This window comes from Microbacterium sp. J1-1, from assembly GCF_024498615.1.
In the GTDB taxonomy this organism is placed as follows: domain Bacteria; phylum Actinomycetota; class Actinomycetes; order Actinomycetales; family Microbacteriaceae; genus Microbacterium; species Microbacterium aurugineum.
The window spans coordinates 1,685,085-1,711,355 of record NZ_CP089590.1 but is presented as its reverse complement, the minus strand read 5'-3'; the positions used below and the strand labels follow the sequence as shown (position 1 = coordinate 1,711,355).

26 protein-coding genes are annotated in these 26,271 nt (G+C 68.3%); 9 read left to right on the top strand and 17 right to left on the bottom strand.

The window, feature by feature from the left end:
- Nucleotides 1–34: 34 nt before the first annotated feature.
- Entirely contained in the window at nucleotides 35–949 is a 915-nt protein-coding gene (locus LRQ07_RS08075) for an EamA family transporter (RefSeq protein ID WP_256536349.1), read from the top strand.
- A gap of 6 nt (nucleotides 950–955) precedes the next feature.
- Here LRQ07_RS08075 and ffh read toward each other — a convergent pair whose 3' ends face one another.
- A complete protein-coding gene (gene ffh / locus LRQ07_RS08070; RefSeq protein ID WP_047523388.1) occupies nucleotides 956–2,518 on the bottom strand; it encodes a signal recognition particle protein in 1,563 nt (520 codons plus the stop codon).
- Nucleotides 2,519–2,588: 70 nt separating this feature from the next.
- Nucleotides 2,589–3,176, bottom strand: coding sequence for a TetR/AcrR family transcriptional regulator (locus LRQ07_RS08065; protein ID WP_256536348.1), 588 nt, complete (start codon nucleotides 3,174–3,176; stop codon nucleotides 2,589–2,591).
- Between the two features lie 96 nt (nucleotides 3,177–3,272).
- On the opposite strand from LRQ07_RS08065, the gene lipB reads away from it, so the two are divergent.
- Both lipB and lipA read left to right on the top strand, forming a co-directional pair.
- Entirely contained in the window at nucleotides 3,273–3,911 is a 639-nt protein-coding gene (lipB, locus tag LRQ07_RS08060; protein ID WP_232761934.1) for a lipoyl(octanoyl) transferase LipB, read from the top strand.
- Complete coding sequence (gene lipA / locus LRQ07_RS08055; RefSeq protein ID WP_256536347.1) at nucleotides 3,908–4,897, top strand: lipoyl synthase; 990 nt, start codon at nucleotides 3,908–3,910, stop codon at nucleotides 4,895–4,897. The genes lipB and lipA overlap by 4 nt, the downstream gene beginning before the upstream one ends.
- A gap of 39 nt (nucleotides 4,898–4,936) precedes the next feature.
- On the opposite strand, the gene LRQ07_RS08050 is transcribed toward lipA, so the two are convergent.
- From LRQ07_RS08050 to smc, 3 genes are read right to left on the bottom strand one after another with little or no spacing between them, the layout of a single operon-like run.
- Nucleotides 4,937–5,437 (bottom strand): DUF2004 domain-containing protein, encoded by a 501-nt coding sequence (locus tag LRQ07_RS08050; protein WP_047523392.1) that lies wholly within the window; start codon nucleotides 5,435–5,437, stop codon nucleotides 4,937–4,939.
- A gap of 44 nt (nucleotides 5,438–5,481) precedes the next feature.
- Nucleotides 5,482–6,354 carry a signal recognition particle-docking protein FtsY gene (gene ftsY / locus LRQ07_RS08045; RefSeq protein ID WP_047523393.1) on the bottom strand — a complete coding sequence of 291 codons (873 nt, stop codon included), beginning with the start codon at nucleotides 6,352–6,354 and terminating at the stop codon, nucleotides 5,482–5,484.
- Between the two features lie 55 nt (nucleotides 6,355–6,409).
- The gene (smc, locus tag LRQ07_RS08040) at nucleotides 6,410–9,958 is read right to left on the bottom strand and encodes a chromosome segregation protein SMC (protein ID WP_256536346.1); all 3,549 of its coding nucleotides are present in this window, start codon (nucleotides 9,956–9,958) and stop codon (nucleotides 6,410–6,412) included.
- Between the two features lie 526 nt (nucleotides 9,959–10,484).
- Between smc and LRQ07_RS08035 the strand changes: the two genes are divergently transcribed.
- From LRQ07_RS08035 to LRQ07_RS08020, 4 genes are all read left to right on the top strand, one after another.
- On the top strand, nucleotides 10,485–10,769 hold the full coding sequence (locus tag LRQ07_RS08035) for a hypothetical protein (RefSeq protein ID WP_047523395.1): 285 nt from the start codon (nucleotides 10,485–10,487) through the stop codon (nucleotides 10,767–10,769).
- A gap of 124 nt (nucleotides 10,770–10,893) precedes the next feature.
- Entirely contained in the window at nucleotides 10,894–11,973 is a 1,080-nt protein-coding gene (locus tag LRQ07_RS08030) for a GNAT family N-acetyltransferase (protein WP_256536345.1), read from the top strand.
- Nucleotides 11,974–12,074: 101 nt separating this feature from the next.
- Nucleotides 12,075–12,770 carry an ABC transporter ATP-binding protein gene (locus LRQ07_RS08025; RefSeq protein ID WP_131490931.1) on the top strand — a complete coding sequence of 232 codons (696 nt, stop codon included), beginning with the start codon at nucleotides 12,075–12,077 and terminating at the stop codon, nucleotides 12,768–12,770.
- On the top strand, nucleotides 12,767–14,089 hold the full coding sequence (locus LRQ07_RS08020; protein WP_256536344.1) for an FtsX-like permease family protein: 1,323 nt from the start codon (nucleotides 12,767–12,769) through the stop codon (nucleotides 14,087–14,089). Before LRQ07_RS08025 ends, LRQ07_RS08020 begins: the two co-directional genes overlap by 4 nt.
- 10 nt (nucleotides 14,090–14,099) lie before the next feature.
- Here LRQ07_RS08020 and mutM read toward each other — a convergent pair whose 3' ends face one another.
- The 6 genes from mutM to LRQ07_RS07990 all read right to left on the bottom strand — a co-directional run bounded on the left by mutM (nucleotide 14,100) and on the right by LRQ07_RS07990 (nucleotide 19,193).
- Entirely contained in the window at nucleotides 14,100–14,963 is an 864-nt protein-coding gene (mutM, locus tag LRQ07_RS08015) for a bifunctional DNA-formamidopyrimidine glycosylase/DNA-(apurinic or apyrimidinic site) lyase (RefSeq protein WP_047523958.1), read from the bottom strand.
- The gene (gene rnc, locus LRQ07_RS08010; RefSeq protein ID WP_232761940.1) at nucleotides 14,956–15,648 is read right to left on the bottom strand and encodes a ribonuclease III; all 693 of its coding nucleotides are present in this window, start codon (nucleotides 15,646–15,648) and stop codon (nucleotides 14,956–14,958) included. Before rnc ends, mutM begins: the two co-directional genes overlap by 8 nt.
- A gap of 10 nt (nucleotides 15,649–15,658) precedes the next feature.
- Nucleotides 15,659–15,868: a 50S ribosomal protein L32 gene (rpmF, locus tag LRQ07_RS08005; protein WP_017830754.1), complete on the bottom strand. Its 210-nt coding sequence runs from the start codon at nucleotides 15,866–15,868 to the stop codon at nucleotides 15,659–15,661.
- A 2-nt stretch (nucleotides 15,869–15,870) separates the two neighbouring features.
- On the bottom strand, nucleotides 15,871–16,419 hold the full coding sequence (locus tag LRQ07_RS08000; RefSeq protein ID WP_232761941.1) for a YceD family protein: 549 nt from the start codon (nucleotides 16,417–16,419) through the stop codon (nucleotides 15,871–15,873).
- Nucleotides 16,420–16,490: 71 nt separating this feature from the next.
- Nucleotides 16,491–16,988 (bottom strand): pantetheine-phosphate adenylyltransferase, encoded by a 498-nt coding sequence (gene coaD / locus LRQ07_RS07995; RefSeq protein ID WP_232761942.1) that lies wholly within the window; start codon nucleotides 16,986–16,988, stop codon nucleotides 16,491–16,493.
- 30 nt (nucleotides 16,989–17,018) lie between these two features.
- Entirely contained in the window at nucleotides 17,019–19,193 is a 2,175-nt protein-coding gene (locus tag LRQ07_RS07990; RefSeq protein WP_256536343.1) for an ATP-dependent DNA helicase RecG, read from the bottom strand.
- A 61-nt stretch (nucleotides 19,194–19,254) separates the two neighbouring features.
- On the opposite strand from LRQ07_RS07990, the gene rsmD reads away from it, so the two are divergent.
- On the top strand, nucleotides 19,255–19,872 hold the full coding sequence (gene rsmD / locus LRQ07_RS07985) for a 16S rRNA (guanine(966)-N(2))-methyltransferase RsmD (protein ID WP_256536342.1): 618 nt from the start codon (nucleotides 19,255–19,257) through the stop codon (nucleotides 19,870–19,872).
- Here rsmD and thiL read toward each other — a convergent pair.
- Nucleotides 19,842–20,837, bottom strand: a complete 996-nt coding sequence (gene thiL / locus LRQ07_RS07980) for a thiamine-phosphate kinase (protein WP_256536341.1) — start codon at nucleotides 20,835–20,837, stop codon at nucleotides 19,842–19,844. The genes rsmD and thiL overlap by 31 nt on opposite strands.
- A gap of 23 nt (nucleotides 20,838–20,860) precedes the next feature.
- Between thiL and LRQ07_RS07975 the strand changes: the two genes are divergently transcribed.
- Nucleotides 20,861–21,346: a DUF3515 family protein gene (locus LRQ07_RS07975; protein WP_134353636.1), complete on the top strand. Its 486-nt coding sequence runs from the start codon at nucleotides 20,861–20,863 to the stop codon at nucleotides 21,344–21,346.
- A 21-nt stretch (nucleotides 21,347–21,367) separates the two neighbouring features.
- On the opposite strand, the gene LRQ07_RS07970 is transcribed toward LRQ07_RS07975, so the two are convergent.
- From LRQ07_RS07970 to leuD, 5 genes are all read right to left on the bottom strand, one after another.
- Nucleotides 21,368–22,450 carry a D-alanine--D-alanine ligase family protein gene (locus LRQ07_RS07970; RefSeq protein ID WP_256536340.1) on the bottom strand — a complete coding sequence of 361 codons (1,083 nt, stop codon included), beginning with the start codon at nucleotides 22,448–22,450 and terminating at the stop codon, nucleotides 21,368–21,370.
- A complete protein-coding gene (locus LRQ07_RS07965) occupies nucleotides 22,356–23,489 on the bottom strand; it encodes an NAD(P)H-dependent glycerol-3-phosphate dehydrogenase (RefSeq protein WP_047523949.1) in 1,134 nt (377 codons plus the stop codon). The genes LRQ07_RS07970 and LRQ07_RS07965 overlap by 95 nt, the downstream gene beginning before the upstream one ends.
- The gene (locus tag LRQ07_RS07960) at nucleotides 23,479–24,243 is read right to left on the bottom strand and encodes a lysophospholipid acyltransferase family protein (protein WP_232761948.1); all 765 of its coding nucleotides are present in this window, start codon (nucleotides 24,241–24,243) and stop codon (nucleotides 23,479–23,481) included. The genes LRQ07_RS07965 and LRQ07_RS07960 overlap by 11 nt, the downstream gene beginning before the upstream one ends.
- The gene (gene murA, locus LRQ07_RS07955) at nucleotides 24,240–25,607 is read right to left on the bottom strand and encodes a UDP-N-acetylglucosamine 1-carboxyvinyltransferase (RefSeq protein ID WP_131490919.1); all 1,368 of its coding nucleotides are present in this window, start codon (nucleotides 25,605–25,607) and stop codon (nucleotides 24,240–24,242) included. The genes LRQ07_RS07960 and murA overlap by 4 nt, the downstream gene beginning before the upstream one ends.
- Before the next feature lie 65 nt (nucleotides 25,608–25,672).
- Complete coding sequence (gene leuD / locus LRQ07_RS07950) at nucleotides 25,673–26,269, bottom strand: 3-isopropylmalate dehydratase small subunit (RefSeq protein ID WP_047523946.1); 597 nt, start codon at nucleotides 26,267–26,269, stop codon at nucleotides 25,673–25,675.
- Nucleotides 26,270–26,271: the final 2 nt, after the last annotated feature.

Genomic DNA, 26,271 nt, shown 5'->3' with positions numbered 1-26,271 from the left:
GGACTCATTGGCGCACGGCGCGCACGCTGGAGGTATGAACCGCGTGATGCTCGTGCTCCTCACCGCCCTCGCACCGATCTCCTGGGGGACCACCTATCTCGTGACGACAGAACTCCTCCCGCCCGGGCACCCTCTGTTCGCCGCGCTCCTACGTTCCCTCCCCGCCGGGATTCTCGCCGTCGTCCTGAGCCGACGGCTTCCGCACGGTTCGTGGTGGTGGAAGTCGATGGCACTCGGCGCACTCAACATCGGCGCGTTCTTCCCTCTCCTGTTCCTCGCTGCCGAACGCCTCCCCGGCGGGGTGGCGGCAGCAGTTGCCGGTGCTCAACCGGTCATCGTGCTGGCTCTCGGTTCGCTCGTGCTGCAGGAGCGCATCCGACCGCTCACCGCGGCTGCCGCCGTCGTCGGAGCAGGCGGTGTCGCCCTGGTCGTCCTCGGCCCTGCGGCGGATCTCGATCTCTGGGGAGTCCTCGCCGCGCTGGGCGGTGTCACCGCGACCGGAATGGGGATGATCCTCACCAAGCGCTGGGGCAGGCCGAGCGGGGTCGGACCGGTGGCCTACGCCGGCTGGCAGCTCGGCGCTGGAGGGCTTCTGCTGCTGCCGGTCACTCTGCTCGTCGAAGGGGTACCATCGCGGATCGACGGTGAAGCCACGCTCGGGTATCTGTGGCTCGGCACGGTGGGCGGGATCGTCGCCTACTCGCTCTGGTTCCGCGGGGTCCAGCAACTGCCGGTGATCGTGCCGGGGCTCCTCGCGCTGCTCTCCCCGATCGTCGCGACCCTGCTCGGTGCGCTCGTCGCGGGCGAGTGGTTCACGCCACTCCAGGCCATCGGGTTCGTGCTGACGCTCGGCGCGTTGGTGCTGGGCCAGATCGTTGCGCGTCCGGCAGCAGGACCGGGACGTCCCGCCGCCTCGGCGGTCGCGCCCGTGCTCACCGCTCCGCGCTGACCAGGCTCAGCCCTTGCCGAAGAGCTTCTGGATCTCCGCGAGATCGGCCTCGCTGGGAGCCTGGGGGGCATTACCCAACCCGAAGCCCGACCCCGTGGGTGCGGCCGAGGAGGTGATGCCCGCGTTCTCCGCAGCGCGCTTGGCCGGGTTGCCCGAACGAGAACCGCCGGAAGACTTGCCCTTCTTGCCCTTCCCCCGCTTCGAGGAAGCACCGGGACGTCCCATGCCGGGCACCGCACCCATACCGGGGATGTTGGGCGTGCCCCCTCGGGCTACCGTCTTCATCATCTTCGCGGCCTGCTCGAACCGCTGCACGAGCTGGTTCACGTCGGTGACCGTCATGCCGGCACCACGGGCGATGCGCAGACGGCGCGAGCCGTTGAGCACCTTCGGGTTTCGCCGCTCCCCCGGCGTCATCGAACGGATGATGGCTTCGGTGCGATCGATCTCACGCTCGTCGAAGTCCTCGAGCTGCTGCTTCATCTGCCCCATGCCCGGAAGCATCCCGAGCATCTTCTTCATCGAACCCATCTTCTTCATCTGCTGAAGCTGGTCGAGGAAGTCCTCGAGGGTGAAGGCCTCGGTCGCAAGCTTCTCGGCCATCTTCATGGCCTCTTCCTCGTCGAAGGCCTGCTGGGCCTGCTCGATGAGGGTCAGGATGTCGCCGAGGTCGAGGATCCGGCTCGCCATACGGTCGGGGTGGAACGGCTCGAGGTCTTCGAGGCGCTCGCCCGTCGACGCGAAGATGATCGGACGGCCGGTCACGGAGGCCACGGAGAGAGCCGCGCCACCACGTGCGTCGCCGTCGAGCTTCGACAGCACGACGCCGGTGAAGTCGACACCCTCCTGGAACGCCTTGGCCGTGTTGACGGCATCCTGACCGATCATCGCGTCGATGACGAACAGGACCTCGTCGGGGGTGACCGCCTTGCGGATGTCGGCGGCCTGCTTCATGAGTTCGGCGTCGACGCCGAGACGGCCGGCCGTGTCGATGATCACGACATCGTGCTGCTGACGTCGCGCATACTCGACACCATCGCGCGAGACCTTCACCGGATCCCCGACGCCGTTGCCGGGCTCCGGGGCGTAGATGGTGGCGCCGGCCTGCTCCGCCACGACCTGGAGCTGGTTGACGGCGTTCGGGCGCTGAAGGTCGGCGGCGACCAGGAGGGGCGTGTGCCCTTCGCCCTCGAGCTGCTTCGCCAGCTTGCCCGCGAACGTCGTCTTACCCGAACCCTGCAGACCCGCGAGCATGATCACGGTCGGAGCGGTCTTCGCGAACTGCAGCCGACGCTGCTCGCCGCCGAGGATCTGGACGAGCTCCTCGTTGACGATCTGCACGACCTGCTGCGCGGGGTTCAGCGCCTTGTTGACCTCGTCACCGAGCGCGCGCTCACGCACTCTGGCGGTGAAGTCCTTGACGACGACGAGCGCGACGTCGGCGTCGAGCAGCGCGCGACGGATCTCCCGTACGGTGCCGTCGACGTCGGCCGCGGTGAGCTTTCCCTTCGTGCGAAGGTTGCGGAAGGTCTCGGTGAGCCGATCGGAGAGCGTGCCAAAGGTAGCCATGGTGCTGTCGATTCTACGCGAGCGGAGCCTCCACGCTCAGCGCAGCGCGGAGCTCGGTCGCCGAGCGGGGTCAGTCCGACCAGGGAAGGTCGTGGATCGTCCCCAGCGCATCGGCGAGTACGGCTTCCGGAGTACCCCGGCCGGCCCCCTGCTCGGCCCAGACCCGCAGCGACGAGAAGACGGCCGCGGCGTGCGCGGCGCCGAGGATGTCGGCACGCACCGCATCGACCCCGGAACCGCGAGCCGCGCGCGACACTCCTGCAGAGAGCTTCGCCAGACGCAGACCGGTGTCGCGAACGAGTTCATCCTCGAGCCCCATGGCGGCCGCGTTACGGAGCGCGAGAGCCAATGCATCGGGCGCGAAGTCTCGGACGACGAGCAGAAGGATGTCCCGGACGGCCTCGCCCGTCGCGCGCGTCCCGAGATCGTCGAGGGACTCGAGCGCGTCTTCGATCCGCTCGTCGACGCCGGACCACAACACGTCACTCTTCGAAGTGAAGTAGTTGAAGAAGCTCGATCGGCTCACGCCTGCGCGCTGAGTGATGTCGGCCACCGATGTGCCGTCGTACCCGCGTTCGAGGAAGAGCTCGCATGCGGCCTCCGCGAGAGTCTCGCGGGACGACGCCTTGGGGCGCCCCGCACGGCCGGTGGAACTCATGCCCTCACGCTACCGCGCGCGACCGGTATGCATCCGATGCGTCTCGTCGGGAGTATTGTTAGACCCAATCCAACTAATCGATGATGGGAGACGTTCATGCTGGACATCCTCACTCCGGGACTGGCTCCGGACCTCGTGCCGTACGCCGACGGGTGGGAACTGCAGCGCCGCGTTCACACCGAGGTGGTGGACGGAAGTCGACCGGACACGCTGATCCTGCTCGAGCATGAGGCGGTCTACACCGCCGGCAAGCGCACCGAGCCGCACGAACGCCCTCAGGACGGCACACCCGTCATCGACGTCGACCGCGGGGGAAAGATCACCTGGCACGGACCCGGCCAGCTCGTCGGGTATCCCATCGTCCGGCTCCCCGAACCGATGGACGTCGTCGCTCACGTGCGGCGGCTGGAACGCATCCTGATCGACGTGCTCCGCCCTCTGGGAGTGGACGGGTACCAGGTCGACGGACGGAGCGGCGTCTGGGTTCGCCGCCCGCTCTCGGAGGACAAGGTCGCGGCCATCGGCGTGCGAGTGCAGCAGGGCGTCACGATGCACGGCTTCGCGATCAACTGCGACAACAGCCTGGTGGGATTCCGCGGGATCATCCCGTGCGGCATCACCGATGCCGGAGTCACCACCGTGAGCGAGATCGTCGGAGCCGACGTCTCCCCCGCCGACGTCATCGATCACGTCACGACCGCCTTCCTCACCGAGTACGCAGGAGTTCCCGCATGACCGCCGCCCCCGAAGGACGCAAGCTCCTCCGATTGGAGGTCCGCAACGCCGAGACCCCCATCGAGCGCAAGCCCGAGTGGATCAAGACCAAAGCGAAGATGGGCCCGGAATACACGGCGCTGCACTCTCTTGTGAAGAGCGAGGACCTGCACACGGTGTGTCAGGAAGCCGGCTGCCCGAACATCTACGAGTGCTGGGAGGACCGGGAGGCGACGTTCCTCATCGGGGGCTCGCAGTGCACCCGCCGCTGCGACTTCTGCCAGATCGACACGGGCAAGCCCGACGCCTACGACACCGACGAGCCCCGCCGCGTCGCCGAGAGCGTCGTGCGCATGAACCTCCGCTACGCCACGGTGACGAGCGTCGCGCGGGACGACCTCCCCGACACGGGCGCCTGGCTCAACGCCGAGACCGTCCGGAAGATCCACGAGCTCAACCCGAACACCGGCGTCGAACTGCTCGCGAACGAGCACAACGCCGATCCGGCCTTCCTCGGGCAGATCTTCGATGCCCGCCCTGAGGTGTTCGCGCACAACGTCGAGACCGTGCCCCGCATCTTCAAGCGCATCCGTCCGGCGTTCCGCTACGAGCGCTCCCTCAACGTCCTCACGCAGGCCCGCGACGCCGGTCTGATCACGAAGTCGAACCTGATCCTGGGGATGGGCGAGGAACCGGAGGAGGTCGTCCAGGCGTTGCACGACCTCCATGACGCCGGCTGCGACATCATCACGATCACGCAGTACCTGCGTCCGTCACCGCGCCATCACCCCGTCGCGCGCTGGGTGAAGCCGGCCGAGTTCGTGGAGTTCAAGGAAGAGGCCGAGCGCATCGGCTTCCTCGGCGTCCTCGCCGGCCCCCTCGTGCGCTCGTCTTACCGTGCGGGTCGTCTGTGGGCACAGTCGATGGTGTCGAAGGGACGAGAGATCCCCGAGCACCTCGCGCACATCGCAGACAGCGCGGACCTCGGTTTCGCGCAGGCCGTCTGACCTTGCCGGGTCTGAGGCGCCACCCGCGGCGGTGGCGCCTCAGTCGGCGCTCATCACCGACTGGACGGAACCGTCCGAGCCGAGGTTCACGAGCAGGACATCGTCGGACGAGCTGTCGTCCAGGGCGTACTCGAGCACGGCGAAGGGTTCCGAACCGCCGTGCTCGTCGGCCAGGATCGTCATGCTCATCAGTCGGAGCGAGCGGATGATGTCCACCGCGGCGTCGCCCGACACATCGACGAGGACGTCAGGGAGGTCATCGCCGTAGGCCTCCTGCTGCTGCAGAATGTACTCGGTCACCTCGCTGGTGCGGTCGTCCACCTCGGCCAGCATGCCGCGACGTGCCGTCCCGTCCACGTTCTCGAGGCCGGCGATGAGTCCGGCGGCGATGTCGAGCGCGTCGGCGGACACATCGTCCTGGTCCGGCGCGGTCAGATCGACGGTGACGCTCTGGTCACCGAGCTCCACGGTCTCCGACCAGAAGATCGAGCCGTCGGGGCCCGAGGACAGGAGTCCGAAGTAGTCGTGTTCGATCGCCATAACGCTATGAAACCAGCCTCGTGCTCACGGCGGTAGTCCCGTCCTCAGCCGACCAGGGATTGGACGAAGACATGAGGCGTGAAACCGGTGAGATCGTCGATCCCCTCCCCCTGGCCGAGGAGCTTCACCGGGATACCGGTGCGCTCTTGAACGGCCAGCACGAACCCGCCCTTGGCCGAGCCGTCGAGCTTGGTGAGGACGAGCCCCGTGACGCCCGCGTGCTCGAGGAAGGCCTCTGCCTGCATCACGCCGTTCTGCCCGGTGGTCGCGTCGAGGACGAGAAGGACCTCGCTGATGGGCGCCTGCTTCTCGATCACCCGCCGCACCTTGGTGAGCTCGTCCATGAGACCGCCCTTGGTGTGCAGACGCCCGGCGGTGTCGATGATCGCGATCTCGATGCCTTCGCGCTTGGCGTACTCGACAGTCTGGAAGGCGACGGAGGCGGGATCCTGACCTTCCTGCTGCGGGCGGACGATCGCTGCACCCCCGCGCTGCGCCCACGTGGCGAGCTGATCGACCGCAGCAGCACGGAACGTGTCCGCCGCACCGACCACGACACTGCGCTGGTAGCCGCGGAGGAACTTCGTGAATTTGCCGATGGTCGTGGTCTTGCCGACGCCGTTGACCCCGACGACCAGCACGACGGCGGGACGCTCGGTGAGCTTGAGGGTGGTGTCGAACTTCGCGAAGTGCTCCTCCAGGGTCTCCCGCAGCATTCGCTGCAGGTCCTGGGGATCGGTGGTGCGGTACTTGTCGACCTTCGCACGCAGTTCCTCGACGACGCGCTCACTGATGTCGGGACCGAAGTCCGCGGTGATCAGCGCTGTCTCGAGGTCCTCCCACGTGGTCTCATCGATCGTGGGTTTGACGAACATGCCGCGCAGTGCGCGACCGAGTGACCAAGACTTCTCCGCCATCCCTCCAGCCTACGGGTAGCGCAGGCGAATCGACCGCGAAGCCGACCTCGATCGGTCAGACGGCAGCGGCCGCCCTGTCGCCGACCCGCTGCCCGACGACCGCAGACACGCCGTCCTGACGCATCGAGACACCGTAGAGCGCATCCGCGATCTCCATCGTGCGCTTCTGGTGGGTGATGATGAGCAGCTGGGAGCTCTCCCGCAGCTGCTCGAACACCGTGAGCAGCCGCCCGAGGTTCGCGTCGTCCAGCGCGGCCTCGACCTCATCGAGGATGTAGAAGGGGCTCGGCCGCGCCTTGAAGATCGCCACGAGCAGCGCGACGGCAGCCAGCGAACGCTCACCGCCGGAGAGGAGCGACAGCCTCTCGATCTTCTTCCCGACCGGACGCACCGACACCTCGATGCCGGTCGTCAGCAAGTTGTCGGGATCGGTCAGCGAGATGCTCCCGGTCCCACCGGGGAAGAGCAGCGGGAAGACCTGGCCGAAGGCCTCCTTGGTGTCTTCGAAGGCGCTCGCGAAGATCGTCTCCATCCGCTCGTCGAGGTCGGCGATGATCGTCAGGAGGTCCTCCCGCGTCTGCGTCAGGTCAGCGAGCTGCTCCGTGAGGAATGCATGGCGCTGTTCGAGCGCAGCGAACTCCTCGAGCGCCAGAGGGTTCACCCGGCCGAGTTGCGCGAGCTTCCGCTCCGCCTCGGCCAGACGACGCTGCTGGATACGACGATCGAACGGGATGGCGGTGTCGTCGTGCGCGTCCTCGGCGGCCTGTTCCGTCCCCGGATCACGAGGAACCAGCTGATCGGGACCATATTCCGCAACGAGAATATCTTCGTCGAGCGACAGCTCGGACGACACCCGCTCGAGCAGGCTGCTCAGGTGCAGCTTCTTCTCGTGGATCTGCAGCTCGAGCCCGTGCACGCTCTCCGTCAGCCCGGCCAGGCGTTCCCGGAGCGACGTCTCCTGGGCACGCAGGGCGACGAGTTCCTGGTTCTGCGCCGAGCGCGCCGCCTCGGCTTCGGCGAGAGCGACACGGGCTTCCGTGACCGATCGGTCGAGCGAGTCGAGGATGCGCGGGAGTTCGTCGGCCACCCCGGAGGCAGCCTCGCGCTGAGCGCGACGGATCACGGCGCGGCGTGCGGCTTCCGCCGCGGCATCCCGCTCCTGTTCGCGTTGCCGTTCGAGACTCGCCACCCTCGCCTGGGCAGCCCGCACCCGCTCACGCAGAGTCTCGATCTCGAGACGTGACCGCAGTTCTCCCTCCCGGGCGAGTTCGAGCGCCTCCAGGAGTCCGTCGCGGGCGGAAGCGTCGAGTACCGGCCGCGGTGTGGCGATCGCCTCGTCCAGTGCGACCTTCGCATCGGTGGCCTTCGCCTCGGCGTCGGCAACCGCGGCCTGCGCCTGGGCGAGCCCCGTCTCGAGCCGTTCACACTCGGCGACCGCGGACTCGTGCCGCACCGTGACCCGGTTCAGCTGCTCCGCATGCGTGGCGAGAGCGGCGTCGTGTTCGCGGAGAGCCCGCAGCGCATCTTTCGCCTGGCGGCGGGCCGTCTCCACCGCTTCGTTTGCATCCTCCCGAGCCTCACGGAGGGAGTCGACCACGATCTGGACCTCGGCGAGTCGTTCCGCTGCGGCATCCCGCTCCGCGGCGAGTTCGAGCCGTGAGCGCTCGCCGCCGGACCCGGTTCGCAGGGTGTGCGCCGTGATCACATCGCCACCGACCGTCACGATCGTCGTGGACGTGTCGCCCGCCGTGTCGAGCGCTGTGCGCGCAGCACGAGCCGCGTCCAGGTCGTTCGCGATGAGGACATGGGACAGGATGCCGAGAACACCATCGGGGGCGGTGACGGTCTCCACCGCAGGCGTGACACCGTCGATCGGTGCGACGACCACGGACCGGGGGGCAGGCACGTCCGCGACGACGAAGTCGACCACTCCCCGGCGATGTTCGGCCGCCTGCTCGGCCTGCGCGAAGGCATCGGCGGCGGTATCGATGAGCACGCCCTCGGCGAGCGGGCCCAGCACCGCCGCGATCGCTGCTTCGAAGCCGGCGCGGACCTGCACGGAGTCACCGACGAGCCCGCGCACGCCCCGCCCACCGGCTTCGACGACCTCTGCCGCTCCACCGGACAGCGCCAGTGCGCTGCTCAGAGCGGCGGCCTTCGCCGTCAGAGCATCGACCTCACGCTCAGCGGTGTGCAGGCGCTCGCGCAGGGTCTCCCGTTCCGCTTCCGCCGCCGTGGAGGCGCGTTGGGCACTGTCGTACGCGGCGGCGTACTCGACGGCGGTGCCCTCGGGCGCCTCGGCATCGTCGATCGCCTCGAGCGCCTCCGCGGCCTCTCGACGACGCATGTTCGCCGCTTCGAGCGCATTCTCCTGCCGGAGAACGGCCCCACGCACCGCGGCGAGGGCCGAGGAGGCCGCGTCGGCCGTGCCACGCAGCGCGGAGATGCGCATGTCGTACTCGGAGACCAGTGCGCTCTGCTCGGCGATGTCCACGTCGAGCGTGTCCAGTTCTGCGCGGGCCTGCACCACTTCGCGGCTCGCCGACGCGGCCGCGTCCTGCGCATCCCCCAGCCCGGCGGAGATCACGTCGATCTCTTCCTTCGCCTCGTCGATCGTGGCCTGAGTGACGGTGACCGTGGTGACGGCGGCGTCGTCCTCCTCCGATCCGAGCAACGCGAGGCGCTGATTCGCCAGCGTGTAGAGGCCGCGCATCCGCTCCTGCACCTGCTCCAGCCCGAAGGCGACGCTGCGCGCCTCGTCGACGGCGACCGAGTTCTGCTCGTGCTCGAGGCGCGCGATGCTCGCCCGCACCGTCTCCGCCTGGTCCGACAGCACCAGGCGTTCGGTGTGGCGTTCGTGCTCGGTGCGCGTGTGGTCGGCCAGAGCGGTGCGCAGAGCGACCACGTCGTCGGCGAAGATCCTCGCCTTGGCATCACGGACCACGGCAGCGATGGTCTGCGCCTCCCGCGCGATCTCCGCCTGGCGCCCGAGGGGCTTGAGTTGGCGCCGGATCTCTCCGGCGAGGTCGCTCAGACGGGTGAGATTGGTCTGCATGGCGTCGAGCTTGCGGAGGGTCTTCTCCTTGCGTCGCCGATGCTTGAGGATTCCGGCGGCCTCCTCGATGAAGCCCCGTCGATCTTCCGGAGAGGCCTGCAACACCGTGTCCAGACGTCCTTGACCCACGATCACGTGCATCTCGCGCCCCAGACCTGAATCGCTCAAGAGCTCCTGCAGGTCGAGAAGACGGCAGCCCTCGCCGTTGATCGCATACTCGCTCGAACCGTTCCGGAACAGCGTGCGGCTGATCGTCACCTCGGCGTACTCGATCGGCAGAGCGCCGTCGGCATTGTCGATGGTGAGCTGCACCTCGGCGCGCCCGAGCGGACCGCGGGTCGAGGTGCCCGCGAAGATCACGTCCTCCATCTTGCCGCCGCGCAGGGTCTTCGCCCCCTGCTCCCCCATCACCCAGGCGAGGGCGTCGACGACATTGGACTTTCCGGAGCCGTTCGGACCGACGATGCAGGTGACACCGGGCTCGAACACGAAACTCGTCGGCTGCGCGAACGACTTGAACCCTTTGAGCGTCAGGCTCTTCAGATGCATGCGGGCACCGCTCGTCCGGGGAGAATCACGCGGCTACGCTACCGGAATTCCGGGCCGGAACGGTGATCCCGCGCGGATGCCCACGGAACCGGATAGGGTCGCGACACGCCGAGTCCGGGACCAGATGCTTGACGTCTCCGGCGCGCGTTCGCTACGGTGGCCTCCGGATCGCCACACGAAAGGAGGTTACCGATGATGATTCAGCTCAACGCACAGGCCACTGGCCTCGCCGCGCCCGCGCACTTTGCGCCGCGCCCTGCGTTCTCGGTAACCGCCGGCGTCCGCTCGAGCGCGCTCTGCTAGAACCGCACCCCGAGAATCCCGGCCCGTAGTGGGCTGTCTCCGGTCGGTCCTTCCGCGCCCCACCCTCTGATCTGCTCCAGATCACGGATCTTCCGCCGCCTTCGGCATCTGCGTCTTCGCAGGACCGAGGAGCCGCATCCCTCCGCACCGTCCCCGACTGCTTCGGCGGTCGGGCGTCGGTGCTTCCGCACCCCATCTCACCATCACTCACGAAGGAATCACCGTGAACACCACGTTGCACCGCAGCGTCTCCCACCCGCCCGATATCGAGGACCGTGAGGTCCTCCAGATCCCCCGTCCCGACGAACTGCGCCGCCTCTCGCTCGCGGATCGTCTCTCCCTCCGGATCGGCCTCTGGCTGTTCCAGAGGGCGCAGCGCCCGCAGCGACACCGCCGCGGCCTGTACATCGACCCGTCCGAGCTGTTCCTCCTCGGAGAGCAGCGCCACCGCTCCGCCGCCGAGTCGTCCGCCCTGCTGACGTTCGACATGCAGCGGGGGATGCGCTGACGGACGTCCGGCCGTGACAGCTCCCCCATCCCCCGCGCCGCATCCGCCCGTGCTCGTCACGGGCGGATGCGGGCACCCGCTCCACACACCGGCTCCCTCGGAAGCCCCACTCGAAGGAAAAGACATGACGACCATCGAACCGACGATCACCCCCCTGGTGGTGCCGGTCTCCCTGGACGATGACGACGCCGCGGATTTCCGCGCATACGGCGAACTCAACCGGCGAATCTGCGACGAGCAGGTCGGTCTGCCCGATCTCGCTCCAGACGCCGCGCAGATGCTCCCGGACTGGCAGGACGACACCGATTCACTCGACCTCGGTTTCGTCGCCCGCGTGGACGACGAGATCGTCGGGATGATCACGGTCTCCTTCGCGCAGGAGGCCGAGGCGCATGCCGCGGAGCTCGACCTGCTGGTGCCGGAAGCGCACTGGGGCCGGGGCGTCGAGGATGCTCTGCTCGCCCGCGCCGAAGTGGAAGCGCGTGCGCGTGGTCGGAGTCTTCTGCAGCTCTGGAGTCTCCACCGCCCGAAGGACGCCGACCGGATGCTCGTTCCGCGCACCGGGTGGGGTCGCATCCCGGCGACCCCACTCTCCGACCTGGCCGAGGCGAACGGGTTCGTCCTGGAGCAGGTCGAGCGCAACAGCGAGTTCGACCTCCGGAGCGACCCTGCCCCCTTGCGCACCGCGCTGGACGACGCGCTCGCAGTGGCCGGAGCCGACTATCGCGTCATCGAGTGGAACATGCCGACCCCGCCGCAGCTGCGGGACGGCTTCGCCGGGGTCCTCGCGCGGCTGTCGACGGATGCGCCGAGCGGCGACATGGACTTCCCCGAGGAGGCCTGGGACGCGGAGCGCGTCGTGCGCCGCGAAGCGCGTCTCCTCGGTGCAGGTCAGGCCGTCTCGGTCGTCGCCGTCGAACACGTGTCCACCGGAGAGCTCGTCGCCTACAACGAGCTTCTCATCGCGGCCGACCGCACCGGGGTCACGCACCAGTTCGGCACTCTGGTCAGCAAGGACCACCGGGGGCATCGTCTCGGCACGATCGTGAAGTGTGCGAATCTGCTCCGCTGGCGGGAGTTGATGCCGGATTCCACCGTGGTCTCCACCTTCAACGCGGAGGAGAACCGGCCGATGCTGAACATCAATGAGGCGATCGGCTTCGTCCCGGTGTCGTACGCCGGCGGCTGGCAGCGCGCTCTCTGAGACACGTGCGGACCCGATCTCATTCGACGGGATGACCTCGGGTCCGCATCGTCATCCGCCAGGCCGACGACCCAGGGCGGGGCGACGGAGAGGCTGGGATCATGAATGTTCCTGTGATCGAAGCCCACGCCCTCAGCAAGACCTTCGGCATGACCCGCGCACTCGCCGGTGTCGACCTCGCGATCGGTCGCGGCGAGTCCGTCGCGATCATGGGTGCCTCCGGTTCCGGCAAAACAACGCTCCTGCACGTTCTGGCAGGTATCACCGCGCCCGATGCGGGAAGTGTCGTCTTCCGTCCGGCCGAAGGCGCGCCGATCGAGGTCACCGCCCTCGGGGAGTCAGCCCGTTCCCGGCTCCGGCGCGAGCGGTTCGGCTTCGTCTTCCAGCAGGGACTCCTCATCCCAGAGCTCACGGCCGTGGAGAACGTCGCCCTCGCCTCCATGATCAACGGTGTCCGGCGACGGGATGCCGTCCCGCACGCGGCCTCCTGGCTCGCCGCGCTCGGGCTCGCCGGGATGGAAGAGCGTCGGATCGGCGAGCTGTCGGGCGGGCAGGCCCAGCGGGTGGCCATCGCCCGTGCGCAGGCCACCGGTGCAGAACTGGTCTTCGCCGACGAACCGACCGGCGCCCTCGACTCGCAGACGTCGTCCGAGGTGATGGACGCACTCCTGTGGTCGACGACAGGTCAAGGGCGGACACTCGTCGTCGTGACCCACGACCCCGATGTCGCCGCGCGCTGCACCCGGACGATCGCCGTCCGCGACGGTCGCATCATCCCCTCGGCGGTGGCCGCGTGAACGGCAATGTCCTGTCCATGCTGCTGCGCCCTGCTCCCGGGCAGAACAGCGTGCTCGCGCTCCCGGTCATCGCGTTCGGTGTCGTGACGACGCTCGTCCTGACGGTGATCGGTGGAGCCCAGTCGTTCTGGGGGTGGTCCGATGACTACGCCCCTCTGTATCAGGCGCTCGCGGCGATCGCCCTCGTGCTTCTCGTCGTCCCACTGATGTCGCTCGGCGGCGCGGCGGCACGCCTGTCGGCGCGTCGCCGTGACGAACGACTCTCGACACTTCGCCTGCTGGGGGTCACCCCCGGTGGCGTCACCGTGGTCACGGTCGCCGAGTCTGCCCTCGTCGCCGCCGCCGGAGCACTCGCCGGCGTCCTCGGGCACCTCGCGATCAGCCCTCTGATCGGGCTCATCCCCTTCCGGGGCGAACCGCTCGGATTCGGCGCGGTCATCCTTCCACCGCCACTGATCGCCCTCGTCTTCGCCGGTGTGCTCGTGCTCGCGTCCGCGAGTGCGGTCATCGGCCTCCGTCGCGTCGTGATCTCACCACTCGGTGTCCGCACCCGCACGACCGTGTCGAGCGTGCACTGGATCCGCGCCCTTCTCGCTGCCGGTGCCATCGCCATCGCCTTCGTGCTGATCTCGGTGTTCCCGTCAATCGGCGGCTTCGTCATCACCGTCGTCGTCCTCGCCGGACTGTTCGGCGCCGCCCTGGCCGTCCTCAACGTGATCGGCCCCTGGGTTCTCAAGGTCTCGGCGTCCCGCCAGCTGCGTCGTGCCGAACAGCCCGAGCGGTTGCTCGCGGCACGCATCGTTCTCGACTCGCCGAAAGCGGCCTGGCGTCAGGTCGGCGGCATCGCGATGGCGAGCTTCATGGCCGTGTTCGCAGGCACCGGCGTCGCGCTGATGAATGTGATGACGAGCGCGGATGCATCCGCCGCCGACTTCGCCCTCGCCCGTGATATCCGCACGGGTCTCATCATCACGTTGATCGGCTCATTCCTCATGGTCGCCGCCTCCGTCGGAGTCAATCAGGCATCGGACGTGCTCGACCAGCGGGAGCTGCATCGCAGCCTCCATCACCTGGGCATGCCGGTGGAGACGGTGGATCGTGCCCGCCGTCGCGCGATCATGTCTCCCCTGCTCGTCACGGCGCTCGGCTCGGCTCTGATCGCGGCACTCCTGGTGTTCCCGCTCGTGGGGATCGCGGTGATCACGGCGCCCGTGTCGGTGCTGACGATCAGCGTTGTGGTCGGTGTCGGCATCGCCCTCGTGTGGGCCAGCACCTGGGCGACCCGTCCGCTTCTGCGAAAGGCGTTCCGGACCGCGTGACGCGAAGAGTTCAGCGCCGACGCTGGCAGGACGGGCAGAAGTGCGACGAGCGGTTCATGAACGACACACGACGGATACTCGTGCCGCATCGTGCGCAGGGTTCTCCCTGTCGCCCGTAGGCGTTGAGGGAGTGAGCAAAGTAACCCGCCTGCCCGTTGACGTTGACGTACTGGGCGTCGAAACTCGTCCCGCCCTCGGCAAGTGCCTTCTCCAGCACGCTGCGCACTTCGGCCAGCAGTCTGCGCACCGACGGCGTCGACAGGCGGGCCGCGGGGGTCTCGGGGTGGATGCGCGCCGCCCAGAGGGACTCGTCGGCGTAGATGTTGCCGATACCGCTCACCACGCCCTGATCGAGGAGGACCCGCTTGATCGCGCTGCCACGCCGGGCGAGCGCCGCGCGGAAGGCGTCGTCATCGAAGCGGCGATCGAGCGGGTCGCGGGCGATGTGGACGACTTGGGTCGGAATCCTCGAGCCGCCGTCGTCTACCAGGGCGTCGACCGCGAGCGAGCCGAAGGTGCGTTGGTCTGCGAACACGATCGCGAGTTCGCCATGTTCGGGATGCTCGATGCCGATGCGCACACGTTCGTGTCGCTCCGCGGTAGCCTCCGGTGCGCGCAGGAGCATCTGCCCACTCATCCCCAGGTGCGCGATCAACGCGGAGTCGTCATCATCGAGCGGAAGCCAGAGGAACTTCCCCCGGCGAGAGGCCGCCGCGAAACGTCGCCCCTCGAGCCGGGCGACGAAGTCCTCGGCGCCGGCGGAGTGCCGCGTGAGCGCGCGTTCATCGAACACGCTCACCGAGGTGATCAGGGATCCGACAGCGGCCGGCGCGAGGCCGGCGCGGACGACCTCGACTTCAGGGAGCTCAGGCACGCGCGCTGAGCGTGCGCCAGGCGCTGAGGGCGGCCGCCATCTCCGCGGTCTTCTTGCTGCTGCCGGTGCCCGTCATGGTCACGTCACCGACGACGACGGTCGCCGTGAAACGACGGTCATGATCGGGACCGCTCGCCTCGATCGAGTACTGGGGCGGCGTCGCACCGACGCGGGCGGCGAGTTCCTGCAGACTCGTCTTGGGATCCATCGCCGCGCCATAGCGCTCCGGGTCGGCGAGCAGTGGCTTCGTGAGACGCAGGACGAGTTCCGTGGCCGCCTCCGGTCCTGCGGAGAGATAGGTGGCCCCGATCACCGCTTCCATGGTGTCGGCGAGGATCGAATCCTTATCGCGGCCACCGGTCTGCTCTTCTCCGCGTCCGAGCAACAGGTGACTGCCGAGATCGATCCCCCGCGCCACCTCTGCAAGTGCGACCGTCGAGACGACGCTCGCACGTCTCTTCGCCAGCTCGCCCTCGTCGAGGTCCGGGTGCGTGGTGAACAGCATGACGGTCACCGCCTGCCCGAGCACCGAGTCGCCGAGGAACTCCAGGCGCTCGTTGTGCGGAATCCCGCCGTGCTCATACGCGTAGGAGCGGTGGGTGAGGGCCAACCCCAGAAGCTCCGCGTCGATCTCGACGCGGAGCTTATCTGGGAGAGGTCTCGTCCCCCCGGGGACCTCCGTCACGGTTCGCGACTCAGACGTCGGCGACCTTGCGGCCCTTGTACTCCAGGAAGAGCTCGGTGCCCTGCGAGTCCGTGACGACCTTCGCCTGGTGCGGACGGCTGTAGACGACCTGACCGTTTTCGATGGTCTTGACGAGGGCGACGGGAGCCGCCTTCCACTGCGCGCGGCGCGAGCGGGTGTTCGAACGGGAAACCTTGCGCTTCGGGGGGTTACCAGCCATGACTAGCTCTCTTCTTTCTCGGCGGCGCGAGATTCTTCCGCGCCGTCTTGGTCTGTGATGTTCTGGAGCGCACTCCATCGAGGATCGATGGGAGCCACCTGCTCCGTTCCGGTGCTCACGGCCAGTCGCTCACCCGTTTTCGGGTCGAGACCCGGGCAATCCGGCTGACACACCGGCTGAAAAGGAAGCGACAATACGGCCGCATCCCTGACGAGAGTTTCAAGATCCACGTGGTCGTCTTGAACCTCGAAGTCAGTTTCTTCCTCACCAGGATACGCGAAAAGCTCCTGGAACTCGACTTCGACGGGCCGGGCGATGTCGATCAGGCATCTGCCGCAGACGCCGACGTATTCTGCATCGGCGGTTCCGGACACGAGAATCCCCTCGTGAACGGACTCCAGCCGCACGTCGAGGTCGATCTCGGAGCCGGCTTCGAACGTCACGATGCCCTCTCCCCATGCCTCTTTGAGAGCCACCGAGAACTCGTGTTCACGCATCTCCCCCGGTCGCCGGACGATGTCGCGGACGGGGAGCACGAAGGGACCGTTCATTCGAGAGCGCACTCCGCCATGCTACCCGGGTCGCCCCAGGGTCGCGCCGAGCCCGTACTCAGGAACGGCGGTCAGATTCCGCGGGCCCCCGTGTCGAGGAAGTCTGCAACCGCCGGCGGAACGAACGGTGCGACGTCGCCGCCAAGCGAAGCGACCTGACGCACCAGGGAGCTCGAGACCATCGCATGCGAGGGATCGGGCAGCAGGAACACGGTCTCGATGCCGGCGAGGTGCCGATTCACGATCGCCATCGGAGACTCGTACGCGACGTCGATCTGGGAGCGGATGCCCTTCACGAGCACACCGGCGCCGACATCGCGCGCATAGTCGACCAGTAGACCCATGGTCCATGACCCGATCACGATGTTCCCCGACATCCCGTCCTCGGCGATCGAACGCTCCAGCAGCGACAGACGCTGTGCGATCGGGAGCATCGCCTCCTTGCCCGGGTTGTGCACCACGAGCACGTGCAGCTCGTCGTACAGGGCCGCGGCCCGACGGATCACATCGAGATGACCCAGGGTCGGCGGATCGAAGGAACCCGGGACGACGGCGATCCTGCTGCTCATGCCACCAGCCTAGGGCACCTCGCGCACACCTCAGTTCTTCGCGAGCGCCGCACGGTCCTCGTCACTCACCCGGCGGGCGATGGCCTCACGCAGGCCCGGATGCGCCTCGAGAGCAGGGTCTGCCACGAGGATCGCCTCGGCCAGTTCACGCGCTCGGGTGATGAGACCCGCATCCTTCACGACACGGAGAAGCTTCAGCGAGGAACGCACGCCGGCTTGTGCCGCGCCGAGCACATCTCCCTCGCCGCGCAGTTCCAGATCGACCTCTGCCAGAGCGAAGCCGTCGAGCGTTGCCGCGACCGCGTCGACGCGTTCTCGCGCGAGGGACCCGGATTCCGCTTCCGTGACCAGCAAGCAGAGACCAGGCACGCCGCCACGGCCGACGCGCCCTCGCAGCTGATGCAACTGGGACACACCGAACCTGTCGGCATCGAGCACGATCATCGTCGATGCATTCGGCACATCGACGCCGACCTCGATGACCGTGGTCGCCAGGAGCAGATCGATGTCACCGCGCGCGAACGCCTGCATCACCGCGTCCTTCTCTTCCGACGGCATCCGGCCGTGGAGCACGGCACGACGGATCCCGCCGAGCGTCGGATGCGTCGCCAGCGCCTCATCGAGCTGCACCACCCCCCAGCGGGGGCCGGAGGCCCCATCGGGGGCGAGAGGCGGCTGCTCACCGGCCTCCGCGGTCTTCTTGGCGGTATCGATCGCGGCGCACACGGCGAAGACCTGGCGGCCCTGCGCGATCTCCTCTGCCGCGCGCTCCCAGACCCGGTTGAACCATCCCGGGTGCTCGGCCAGCGGTGCCACGAAGGACTCGATGCCTGCGCGGCCGGCCGGCATCGTCCGGATGACCGAGGTGTCGAGGTCGCCGAACACCGTCATCGCCACCGTTCGCGGGATCGGCGTCGCCGTGAGGACCAGTGCGTGCGGACTCGACCCCTTGGCGCGAAGTGCCTCACGCTGTTCGACGCCGAAGCGGTGCTGCTCATCCACCACCACGAGGCCGAGATCGGCGAAGGTGGTCTTCTCCCCCAGCAGCGCGTGCGTGCCGACCACGATGAGCGCCTGACCCGAGGCGACCCGGAGAGCGGCCTTGCGTCTCTCGGCAGCGGGAAGCTGCCCGGTCAAGAGCGTGGGCATCAGCAGCGGTGCCAGTTCCGGGCCCAGCATCTTCGCGATCGAACGCAGATGCTGGCCGGCCAGAACTTCGGTGGGGGCGATCAGAGCGGCCTGGCCTCCGCTCTCGGCGACCTGCAGCATCGCCCGCAACGCGACGAGGGTCTTGCCTGAACCGACCTCACCCTGGACGAGCCGGTTCATCGGCCAGGATCCCATCAGGTCGGCCGCGATCTGCGCGCCGACCGTCTCCTGATCGGCCGTCAGCGTGTAGGGCATCGCCGCGTCGAAGCGCGCCAGGAGTCCGCCGGGACCGGCCGGACGGGCCGTCGCCGAGAGCGCCCGGACAGCATCCCGCTGCTGCAGGAGCGCCGTCTGCAATGTGAGAGCCTCATGCATCCGGAGAGTGCGGACCGCCGGATCGATGTCGTTGCGCGTCCGCGGGCGGTGGATACGTTCGAGCGCCTCGCCGGCCGTGAGCAGCTCTTCGCTCTCGCGGATGTCCTTGGTCAGCGGGTCGGGCACCTCGGCGAGGTCGTCCAGCACCCGTCCGATGAGCCGGGCGATCTGCCAGGTCTGGATCGTCGAGGTGGCAGGATAGATCGGGATGGGAACAGCCGCACGCGCGTCTGCGCTCCGCCGCGCGGAGTCTTCATCGTCGAAGAGCTCGTACTCCGGATGCGCGAACTGCGTCACGCCGTTGAACTCTCCGACCTTTCCGGAGAACACTCCCCGTCGTCCCACGGCGAGATCTTTGGAGCGCCATTCCGCTGCCCCGACGTTCTTCGCGAAGAACGTGAGCGACATGCGTCCGATGCCGTCTCCGATCACCACGTCGACCATGGCTCCCGGGCGGTTGCGCATGCGCCGGAAGCTCGAGGAGAGCACCTCTGCCACGATGGTCACCGTCTCCCCGAGCGGCAGATCGCGGATCGGGGTCAGCTCACCCGGGTCGGCGTACCGGCGCGGGTAGTGCGCCAGGAGGTCACCGACGCTCCGCATGGCGAACGCACGACCGAGCGTCTTGGCAGACGCCGCGCCGAGCGCGTCCTCCAGCGAGGAAACGAGCGAGAGCGACATGCTCCGAGTCTAGGGAACCCGACCGACACCGGCCGCACCGCTGCTGTCGTATCGTGAACGGGTGACGAGGATCATCGCGGGCAGAGCCAGGGGCACTCGACTCGACGTACCCGGTGCGGGAACGCGCCCCACCAGCGACCGTGTGCGCGAGTCGCTCTTCGGCGCACTCGAGTCACTGAGTGCCATCGACGGAGCCCGGGTCCTCGACCTGTATGCAGGATCCGGTGCTCTCGGCCTCGAGTCGCTGAGCCGGGGCGCGGCGTCGGCGGAGTTCGTGGAGCGCGGACGGCAGGCTGCGGCGATCGTGCGCCGAAACGCCGCGGCCGTGGCGAAGGCCGGCGGCATGGCGCCGGGCCATGTGCACGAGGGCGCGGTCCGCACGTTCCTGCAGCGGGCGACCGGCCCCTTCGATCTGGTCTTCAGCGATCCGCCGTACGACCTCGACGATGCCGCGATGACAGCGGATCTCGTCGCACTCGCGCCGCTCCTGTCCCCCGATGCCGTCGTCGTGGTCGAACGTGCACGCCGATCCACGCCACCGGACTTTCCCGCCGCCGGCCTCGACCTGTTCCGGGAGAAGACCTACGGCGACACCGCCCTCTGGTGGGCCGAGCCCCGGGCGGACGACGAGCCGAAGACGTCCGACACTCAGCCCGAGACCGAGTCCCAGTCGCGATAGGGGTCCCACCCGCTGACCTCGACCGGCGAACCGTCGCACAGCAGGTCCTCCTCGCCGCGCGGAAGCACACGTCCGATCGCACGGAAGCCCGGCGGAAGCGCACCCGCGGAGAAAGTCGCGAGCAGCGCATGGTCCTCGCCACCGGCGATCGCACGCTCGGGGTCATCACCGAGCGTCTCGCGGTCGAGCGCGATGGTGACCTCGGAGGCCGCAGCCATCCGTCGGGCGTCGAGGGCGAGCCCGTCCGACACATCCATCATCGCGCTGGCGCCGGCCGATGCTGCGACCGCACCGAGTCCGATCGGCGGAGAGGGGCGCAATTGCGCGGCCACCGCCGCGCTCTCCCCTGCGGCGAGCATCGCCGGGTCGACCGCCACCGGCACGTCTCCGTCACGAAAGCGTCCGAACAGCACCGCCAGTCCGTGAGCGGCGTGACCGAGTTCTCCGGCCACCGCGACGACGTCGCCGGGACGCGCCCCGCTGCGGGTCACCGGCGCCCTGCCTTCGAGATCTCCGAGCGCCGTCACAGCGACCGTCAGCACATCCGACACCGTCAGATCCCCTCCGACGACCGCGCAACCGGGCGCGAGGGCGTCACAGGCGTCCCGGAAGCCGTCTGCGAGCCTTTCCACGAAGGAGAGTCGGAGATCGGCGGGAACGGCCAACGCGACGAGGAGTGCCGTCGGACGTGCGCCCATCGCAGCGACATCCGCCAGATTCACGGCCGCGGCCTTCCAGCCGAGGTCGTACCCGCTCGACCAGGCAAGGCGGAAGTCGGGTCCGTGCACCAGGGTATCGGTCGTCGCGACCACACTGCCCGAGGGGGTCGCGACGACCGCGGCGTCGTCCCCCGGGCCGATGAGGGCGTGCGAGGCGGAAGACGTTCGGCTCAGGATCGCATGGAGGATGCGTCCTTCGGAGACATCGCCGAGGCGTGGATCGTCGGCGTCGGGTCGGGAGGGCATGCTGTCAACGGTAGCCTGGAAGCATGCCTCGTTCCCGTCGCCTCGCTGCCCTCGCAGGCGCGGTGACCCTCTCCGCCGCCCTCTCCGGTTGCGCGACGACCGTGCACCTCGAACCCGCCGACGATGCGAACAATCCCGCATGCGCCTCGGTGTCGGTCCTGCTGCCCGACAACGTCGCCGGTCTCGACCGCGTGTGGACGGATGCCCAGGCCACCGGCGCGTGGGGTGAGCCCACCGCGGTCGCGCTGCGCTGCGGCGTCGAGCCGCCGGCTCCCTCCGCCCTCGTGTGCACCACGCTGGGGGGCGTCGATTGGCTGGTCCTTGAGCAGGAGGAGGAACGTCAGCGCCTCGTCACCTACGGCCGGGATCCCGCGGTCGAGCTGAACATCCGGCGCGGCGAGCAGATCGACTTCCAGTCGATCGTGGACTCGATCTCGCAGAGCATCCAGTCCGGGCTCGCCCCGGCCACGGCGAAGTGCACCGATCGCGTCGAGTTCCCCGCGAGCTGATCGCCACGGGGAACTCGATGCTCAGCGACGCAGGCCCGCTTCGACCAGCTCGGTGATCAGTTCGCCGTAGCTCAGCCCCGAGGCGACCCAGCATTTCGGGAACATCGAGATCGGCGTGAAGCCGGGCATCGTGTTCAGCTCGTTGACGACCAACTCGCCCGTCGGGGTCAGGAACATGTCGACCCGGGCGAGTCCCCGTCCGTCCACCGCGTCGAACGCGCGGATACCCGCCTGCTGGATCGCTGCGGTCTCGGCATCGGTCAGCTCCGCCGGGCACACGACATCGACGCCGTCGCCGCCGAGGTACTTGCCCTCGAAGTCGTAGAAGCCACGGGACGTCAGCACGATCTCACCCGGCAGAGACGCCCGGACCCCGTCGGCGCCCTCGAGGACGGCGACTTCGATCTCGCGACCGCTCACGCCGGTCTCGATCAGCACCTTGTCGTCTTCCGCGAAGGCCACGGCCAGCGCGGCGTCGAGCTCGTCCGCGGTGTCGACCTTCGACACCCCCACGCTCGAACCGGCGCGCGCCGGCTTCACGAACAGCGGCAGGCCGAGCGCGGCGGCACGGCGGCGCACGTCCGCGGCGTCGCCGTCCCAATCCCGGCGGCGCACGGTCACCCACGGAGCAACGGCGATGCCCGCGGCCTGGAGGGCGATCTTCATGAAGTGCTTGTCCATGCAGAGCGCGGAGTCGAGCACGCCGCCGCCCGCATACGGGACCTCGAGGGTATCGAAGTAGCCCTGGATCGTGCCGTCTTCGCCGTGCGGTCCATGCAGGATGGGCAGCACCACATCGATCTCGCCGAAGCCTTCGACCGAGCCGTCCGCCTGCACGACGCGCAGTGTGCGGTCACCGCCCGGCTCAGGCCACAGCACACGAGTGCCGTTGTCGACGACCTCCGGGAGATGCGCCGCATCCAGCGGGAACTTCGCGGGATCGTCGTCTTCCAGCACGAATGCACCCTCGCGGGTGATGCCCACCGGGATCACGGCATACCGGTCGCGATCAATCGCTCCCAGCACGCCCCCCGCCGTTGCGGAACTGATCGAATGCTCGCTGGAGCGCCCGCCGAAGAGCACCACCACCGTCTGCTTGTCCATGGTTGGTCCTCTCACCCTGCGGGGTGTCGTCGTCCGTCGTCAGGTGGGGTGCGATGTCCCGCGGATCCATCTTGCCGTCGAGCACCATCTTCACCTGCTCGACGATGGGCATGTCGACCTCGGCTTCGCGCGCGAGCTGCAGGATCGGAGCGACGGAGGCGAGACCTTCCGCGGTCTGCTGCATCTGCTTCACGACGTCCTGGAAGCTGTACCCCTGGCCGAGCAGGCGTCCCGCTGTGTTGTTCCTGCTCAGCGGCGACTGGCACGTGGCGATCAGGTCGCCGAGCCCGGCCAGGCCCTGGAGCGTCTCCGGATGTGCACCGTTGGCCACCGCGAAGTCCGTCATCTCGACGAGTCCGCGCGTGATGATCGATGCCTTCGTGTTCTCCCCGTACCCGACGCCGTCGACGATGCCGATGGCGACCGCGATCAGGTTCTTGAGGACGCCGCCGAACTCCGTGCCGATCACGTCGGTGTTCACGAAGGTGCGGAAATACTGATTGCGAGCCGCGCGCGCGACGACATCGGCCGTCTCTTGACTGCGGGAGGAGATCACGGCTGCGGTGGGCTGCTCACGCGCGATCTCCAGTGCGAGGTTCGGCCCCGATGCCACGGCGATGCGGTCGGGATCGCAGCGGAGTTCCTGCTGGATCACCTGGCTCATGCGCAGACCCGTGCCGCGTTCGACGCCCTTCATGAGGCTGATGACCTTGGTGTCGCTGTCGGCGAGCAACGGGCGCAGCGCCTTCAGGTTCTCGCGGAGCGACTGGCTCGGCACCGACAGATACACCTGTTCCACGCCGTCGAGCGATGTCGCGAGTTCGTGGGTGGCCGCCATCGTCCGCGGGAGGTTGATGCCCGGGAGGTAACGTGAATTGCGCTTGGCCTCGTTGATCTCCTGCGCGAGTTCTGCACGCCGGGCCCACATCGTGACGTGTGCGCCGCCGTCGGCGAGGATCTTGCCGAAGGTCGTCCCCCAGCTGCCGGCGCCGATCACCGTGACGCGCGGTCCGCTCGGAACGGTTCTCTTAGGAGTCAAGGCGCCCGGTCTCCTTCTGGCCGTGGTTCGCGGGGTTCCATCGCTCCGCCGGGGCCTTCTCGTCTCGAAGCTCCTCGAGCAGAGCAGTGATGGCGTTCATGAGTCGATCAGTGGCCTCGTTGAGGGCAGCAGGCTCGCCCGCACGTTCACGCAGATCCGCGACATCGACCGGATCGCCGATGAGCACGCGGACCGGCTTGCGCAGCGGCCAGAGGCTGAGACCCTTCTGATAACGCCCCATGATCGCCTGGGTCCCCCACTGAGCCATCGGGATCAGCGGGATGCCGTCGGCGAGTGCCAGACGCACCGCGCCCGACTTTCCGCGCATCGGCCACAGCTCGGGATCACGTGTGAGCGTGCCCTCGGGGTACACGATCACACCGCGACCGTGCTCGACGAGCTCTTCCGACTGCTTCATCGTCTGTCGAGCGGACGCGGCCGAGGACGTACGAGCGACCGGGATCATCCCGGTGCGGCGCAGGAACCAGCCGAGCACCGGCACGCTGAAGAGGCTTTCCTTGGCCATGAAGCGCGGCGCACGACCGGCACGCCAGACGGCGACGGCGACGATGAGCGGATCGAACTCCGAGTAGTGGTTCGGGGCCAGCACGAACGAGCCCTCACGCGGCAGCTTCTCGGCCCCGCGGACACGGATCTTCGCGATCAGGGAGACCGGAGGGATCACCAGCGCCGCGAGCGGCCAGAAGATGCTCGGGCGCTTCGTCTCCGATGATCGGGACGCCACTTCGGTCACCGGATGACGTCGAAGTCGGCGCCGAGCGCGTCGAGCTTGGCGAGGAACTTCTCGTAGCCGCGGCTGAGGATGTCGACGCCGGACACCTTCGACTCCCCGGTGGCGGTCAGCGCCGCGATGACGTGGCTGTAGCCGCCGCGAAGGTCGGGGACCACGATGTCAGCGCCGTGCAGCGGCGTGGGGCCGGTGACGACGGCGGCCTGCTCGAGGTCGCGACGCGGGACCCGACGCGGGCCGTCCTGGAGACCCCGGGGGTGGACGACGATGTCGGCGCCCATCTTGACCAGCGCATCGGTGAAGCCCATCCGGTTCTCGTACACGGTCTCATGCACGACCGAGCGGCCGTGTGCCTGAGTGAGCGCGACGACCAGCGGCTGCTGCCAGTCGGTCATGAAGCCGGGGTGCACATCGGTCTCGATCACGACGGGCTTGATCTCGCCGTCGCGACGGAACAGGATGCCGTCTTCCTGGATGTCGAACCAGCCGCCCGCCTTGCGGAAGACGTTGAGGAACGTCAGCATCTCCTGCTGCTTGGCGCCGCCGACGAAGATCTCGCCGTCGGTGGCCAGCGCGGCGGAGGCCCAGGATGCCGCCTCGTTGCGGTCGAAGATCGACCGGTGGTCGTAGCCGCGGAGCTTCTCGACGCCCTCGATCACGATGACGCGGTTCGGCTCGTAGGAGATGATCGCGCCCATCTTCTGCAGCACGGCGATCAGGTCCATGATCTCGGGCTCGATGGCTGCGTTGCGCAGCTCCGTGACGCCCTCGGCGCGGACGGCCGTGAGGAGAACCTGCTCGGTCGCACCGACGCTCGGGTACGGGAGGTGGATGTTGGCGCCGTGCAGACGTGTTCCCCCGGTCGAGAGGCGGATGCCGCTGGGGAGCTTCTCGACGATCGCGCCGAACTTGCGCAGTGCGTCCAGGTGGAAGTCGATGGGGCGGTCGCCGATGCGGCACCCGCCGAGGTCGGGGATGAACGCCTGTCCGAGACGGTGCAGCAACGGGCCGCAGAACAGGATCGGGATACGGGAGGCCCCCGCGTGCGCGTCGATCTCCTCGAAGTGTGCGGACTCCACGTCGCTCGGGTCGAACACGAGCGAGCCGGGCTCGTCGCCCTCGGATACACGGACACCGTGCACCTCGAGCAGCGAACGCACGACGGCGACATCGCTGATGGCGGGGACGTCGCGCAGCGTGCTGACCGTCTCGCCGAGGAGGGACGCGACCATGGCCTTCGTTGCCAGGTTCTTCGCGCCCTTGACGTCGACACGGCCGCGGAGTGGACGTCCGCCTCGAATGGCGAGGACGTCTCCGGTGAGTGCAGGGACTCCGTCCGGAAGAGCGTCGCGCACAGGTGTCGTCATTCGGAGCCTCACTTCATTTACGGATTTCGGGGGCGGGTTGCCCCTGGCTCCCCCGCCCCCACCGTCTACTGAACGGGAAGGGTCCGTGGCCGCCACGACTCGCGACGGGCCTCGAACTGCGCGATCTTGTCTTCGTTGCGCAGCGTGAGCCCGATGTCATCGAGCCCTTCGAGGAGCCGCCATCTAGTGTAATCGTCGATCCCGATGTCGGCCTGGACGTCGCCGATGGACGCAGTCCGCGCCTCGAGGTCGACGGTCATCGACACCCCGGGATTCCGGTCGATCTCGGCCCAGAAACGCTCGAGATCCTCTTCGGAGATGGTCGCCGCGAGGAGGCCCTGCTTGCCGGAATTACCGCGGAAGATGTCGGCGAAACGAGGGCTGAGCACGACCTTGAAGCCGAAGTCGCGCAGGGCCCAGACCGCGTGCTCACGGCTGGAGCCGGTGCCGAAGTCGGGTCCGGCGAGAAGCACGGACGCCCCCTGGAACGCAGGCTGGTTGAGGACGAACTCCGGGTCCTGGCGCCATCCGTGGAACAGCGCATCCTCGAAGCCGGTCTTCGTGACCCGCTTGAGGAAGACGGCGGGGATGATCTGGTCGGTGTCCACGTTCGAGCGCTTCAACGGCGCCGCGATGCCGGTGTGAGTGGTGAACTTCTCCATGA

Bases quoted from the DNA above. Each gene is read 5' to 3' on its own strand.
- LRQ07_RS08075 (WP_256536349.1), top strand. From the start codon at position 35: ATGAACCGCGTGATGCTCGTGCTCCTCACCGCCCTCGCACCGATCTCC.
- ffh (WP_047523388.1), bottom strand. From the start codon at position 2,518: ATGGCTACCTTTGGCACGCTCTCCGATCGGCTCACCGAGACCTTCCGC.
- LRQ07_RS08065 (WP_256536348.1), bottom strand. From the start codon at position 3,176: ATGAGTTCCACCGGCCGTGCGGGGCGCCCCAAGGCGTCGTCCCGCGAG.
- lipB (WP_232761934.1), top strand. From the start codon at position 3,273: ATGCTGGACATCCTCACTCCGGGACTGGCTCCGGACCTCGTGCCGTAC.
- lipA (WP_256536347.1), top strand. From the start codon at position 3,908: ATGACCGCCGCCCCCGAAGGACGCAAGCTCCTCCGATTGGAGGTCCGC.
- LRQ07_RS08050 (WP_047523392.1), bottom strand. From the start codon at position 5,437: ATGGCGATCGAACACGACTACTTCGGACTCCTGTCCTCGGGCCCCGAC.
- ftsY (WP_047523393.1), bottom strand. From the start codon at position 6,354: ATGGCGGAGAAGTCTTGGTCACTCGGTCGCGCACTGCGCGGCATGTTC.
- smc (WP_256536346.1), bottom strand. From the start codon at position 9,958: ATGCATCTGAAGAGCCTGACGCTCAAAGGGTTCAAGTCGTTCGCGCAG.
- LRQ07_RS08030 (WP_256536345.1), top strand. From the start codon at position 10,894: ATGACGACCATCGAACCGACGATCACCCCCCTGGTGGTGCCGGTCTCC.
- LRQ07_RS08025 (WP_131490931.1), top strand. From the start codon at position 12,075: ATGAATGTTCCTGTGATCGAAGCCCACGCCCTCAGCAAGACCTTCGGC.
- rpmF (WP_017830754.1), bottom strand. From the start codon at position 15,868: ATGGCTGGTAACCCCCCGAAGCGCAAGGTTTCCCGTTCGAACACCCGC.
- LRQ07_RS08000 (WP_232761941.1), bottom strand. From the start codon at position 16,419: ATGAACGGTCCCTTCGTGCTCCCCGTCCGCGACATCGTCCGGCGACCG.
- coaD (WP_232761942.1), bottom strand. From the start codon at position 16,988: ATGAGCAGCAGGATCGCCGTCGTCCCGGGTTCCTTCGATCCGCCGACC.
- LRQ07_RS07990 (WP_256536343.1), bottom strand. From the start codon at position 19,193: ATGTCGCTCTCGCTCGTTTCCTCGCTGGAGGACGCGCTCGGCGCGGCG.
- thiL (WP_256536341.1), bottom strand. From the start codon at position 20,837: ATGCCCTCCCGACCCGACGCCGACGATCCACGCCTCGGCGATGTCTCC.
- LRQ07_RS07975 (WP_134353636.1), top strand. From the start codon at position 20,861: ATGCCTCGTTCCCGTCGCCTCGCTGCCCTCGCAGGCGCGGTGACCCTC.
- LRQ07_RS07970 (WP_256536340.1), bottom strand. From the start codon at position 22,450: ATGGACAAGCAGACGGTGGTGGTGCTCTTCGGCGGGCGCTCCAGCGAG.
- murA (WP_131490919.1), bottom strand. From the start codon at position 25,607: ATGACGACACCTGTGCGCGACGCTCTTCCGGACGGAGTCCCTGCACTC.
- leuD (WP_047523946.1), bottom strand. From the start codon at position 26,269: ATGGAGAAGTTCACCACTCACACCGGCATCGCGGCGCCGTTGAAGCGC.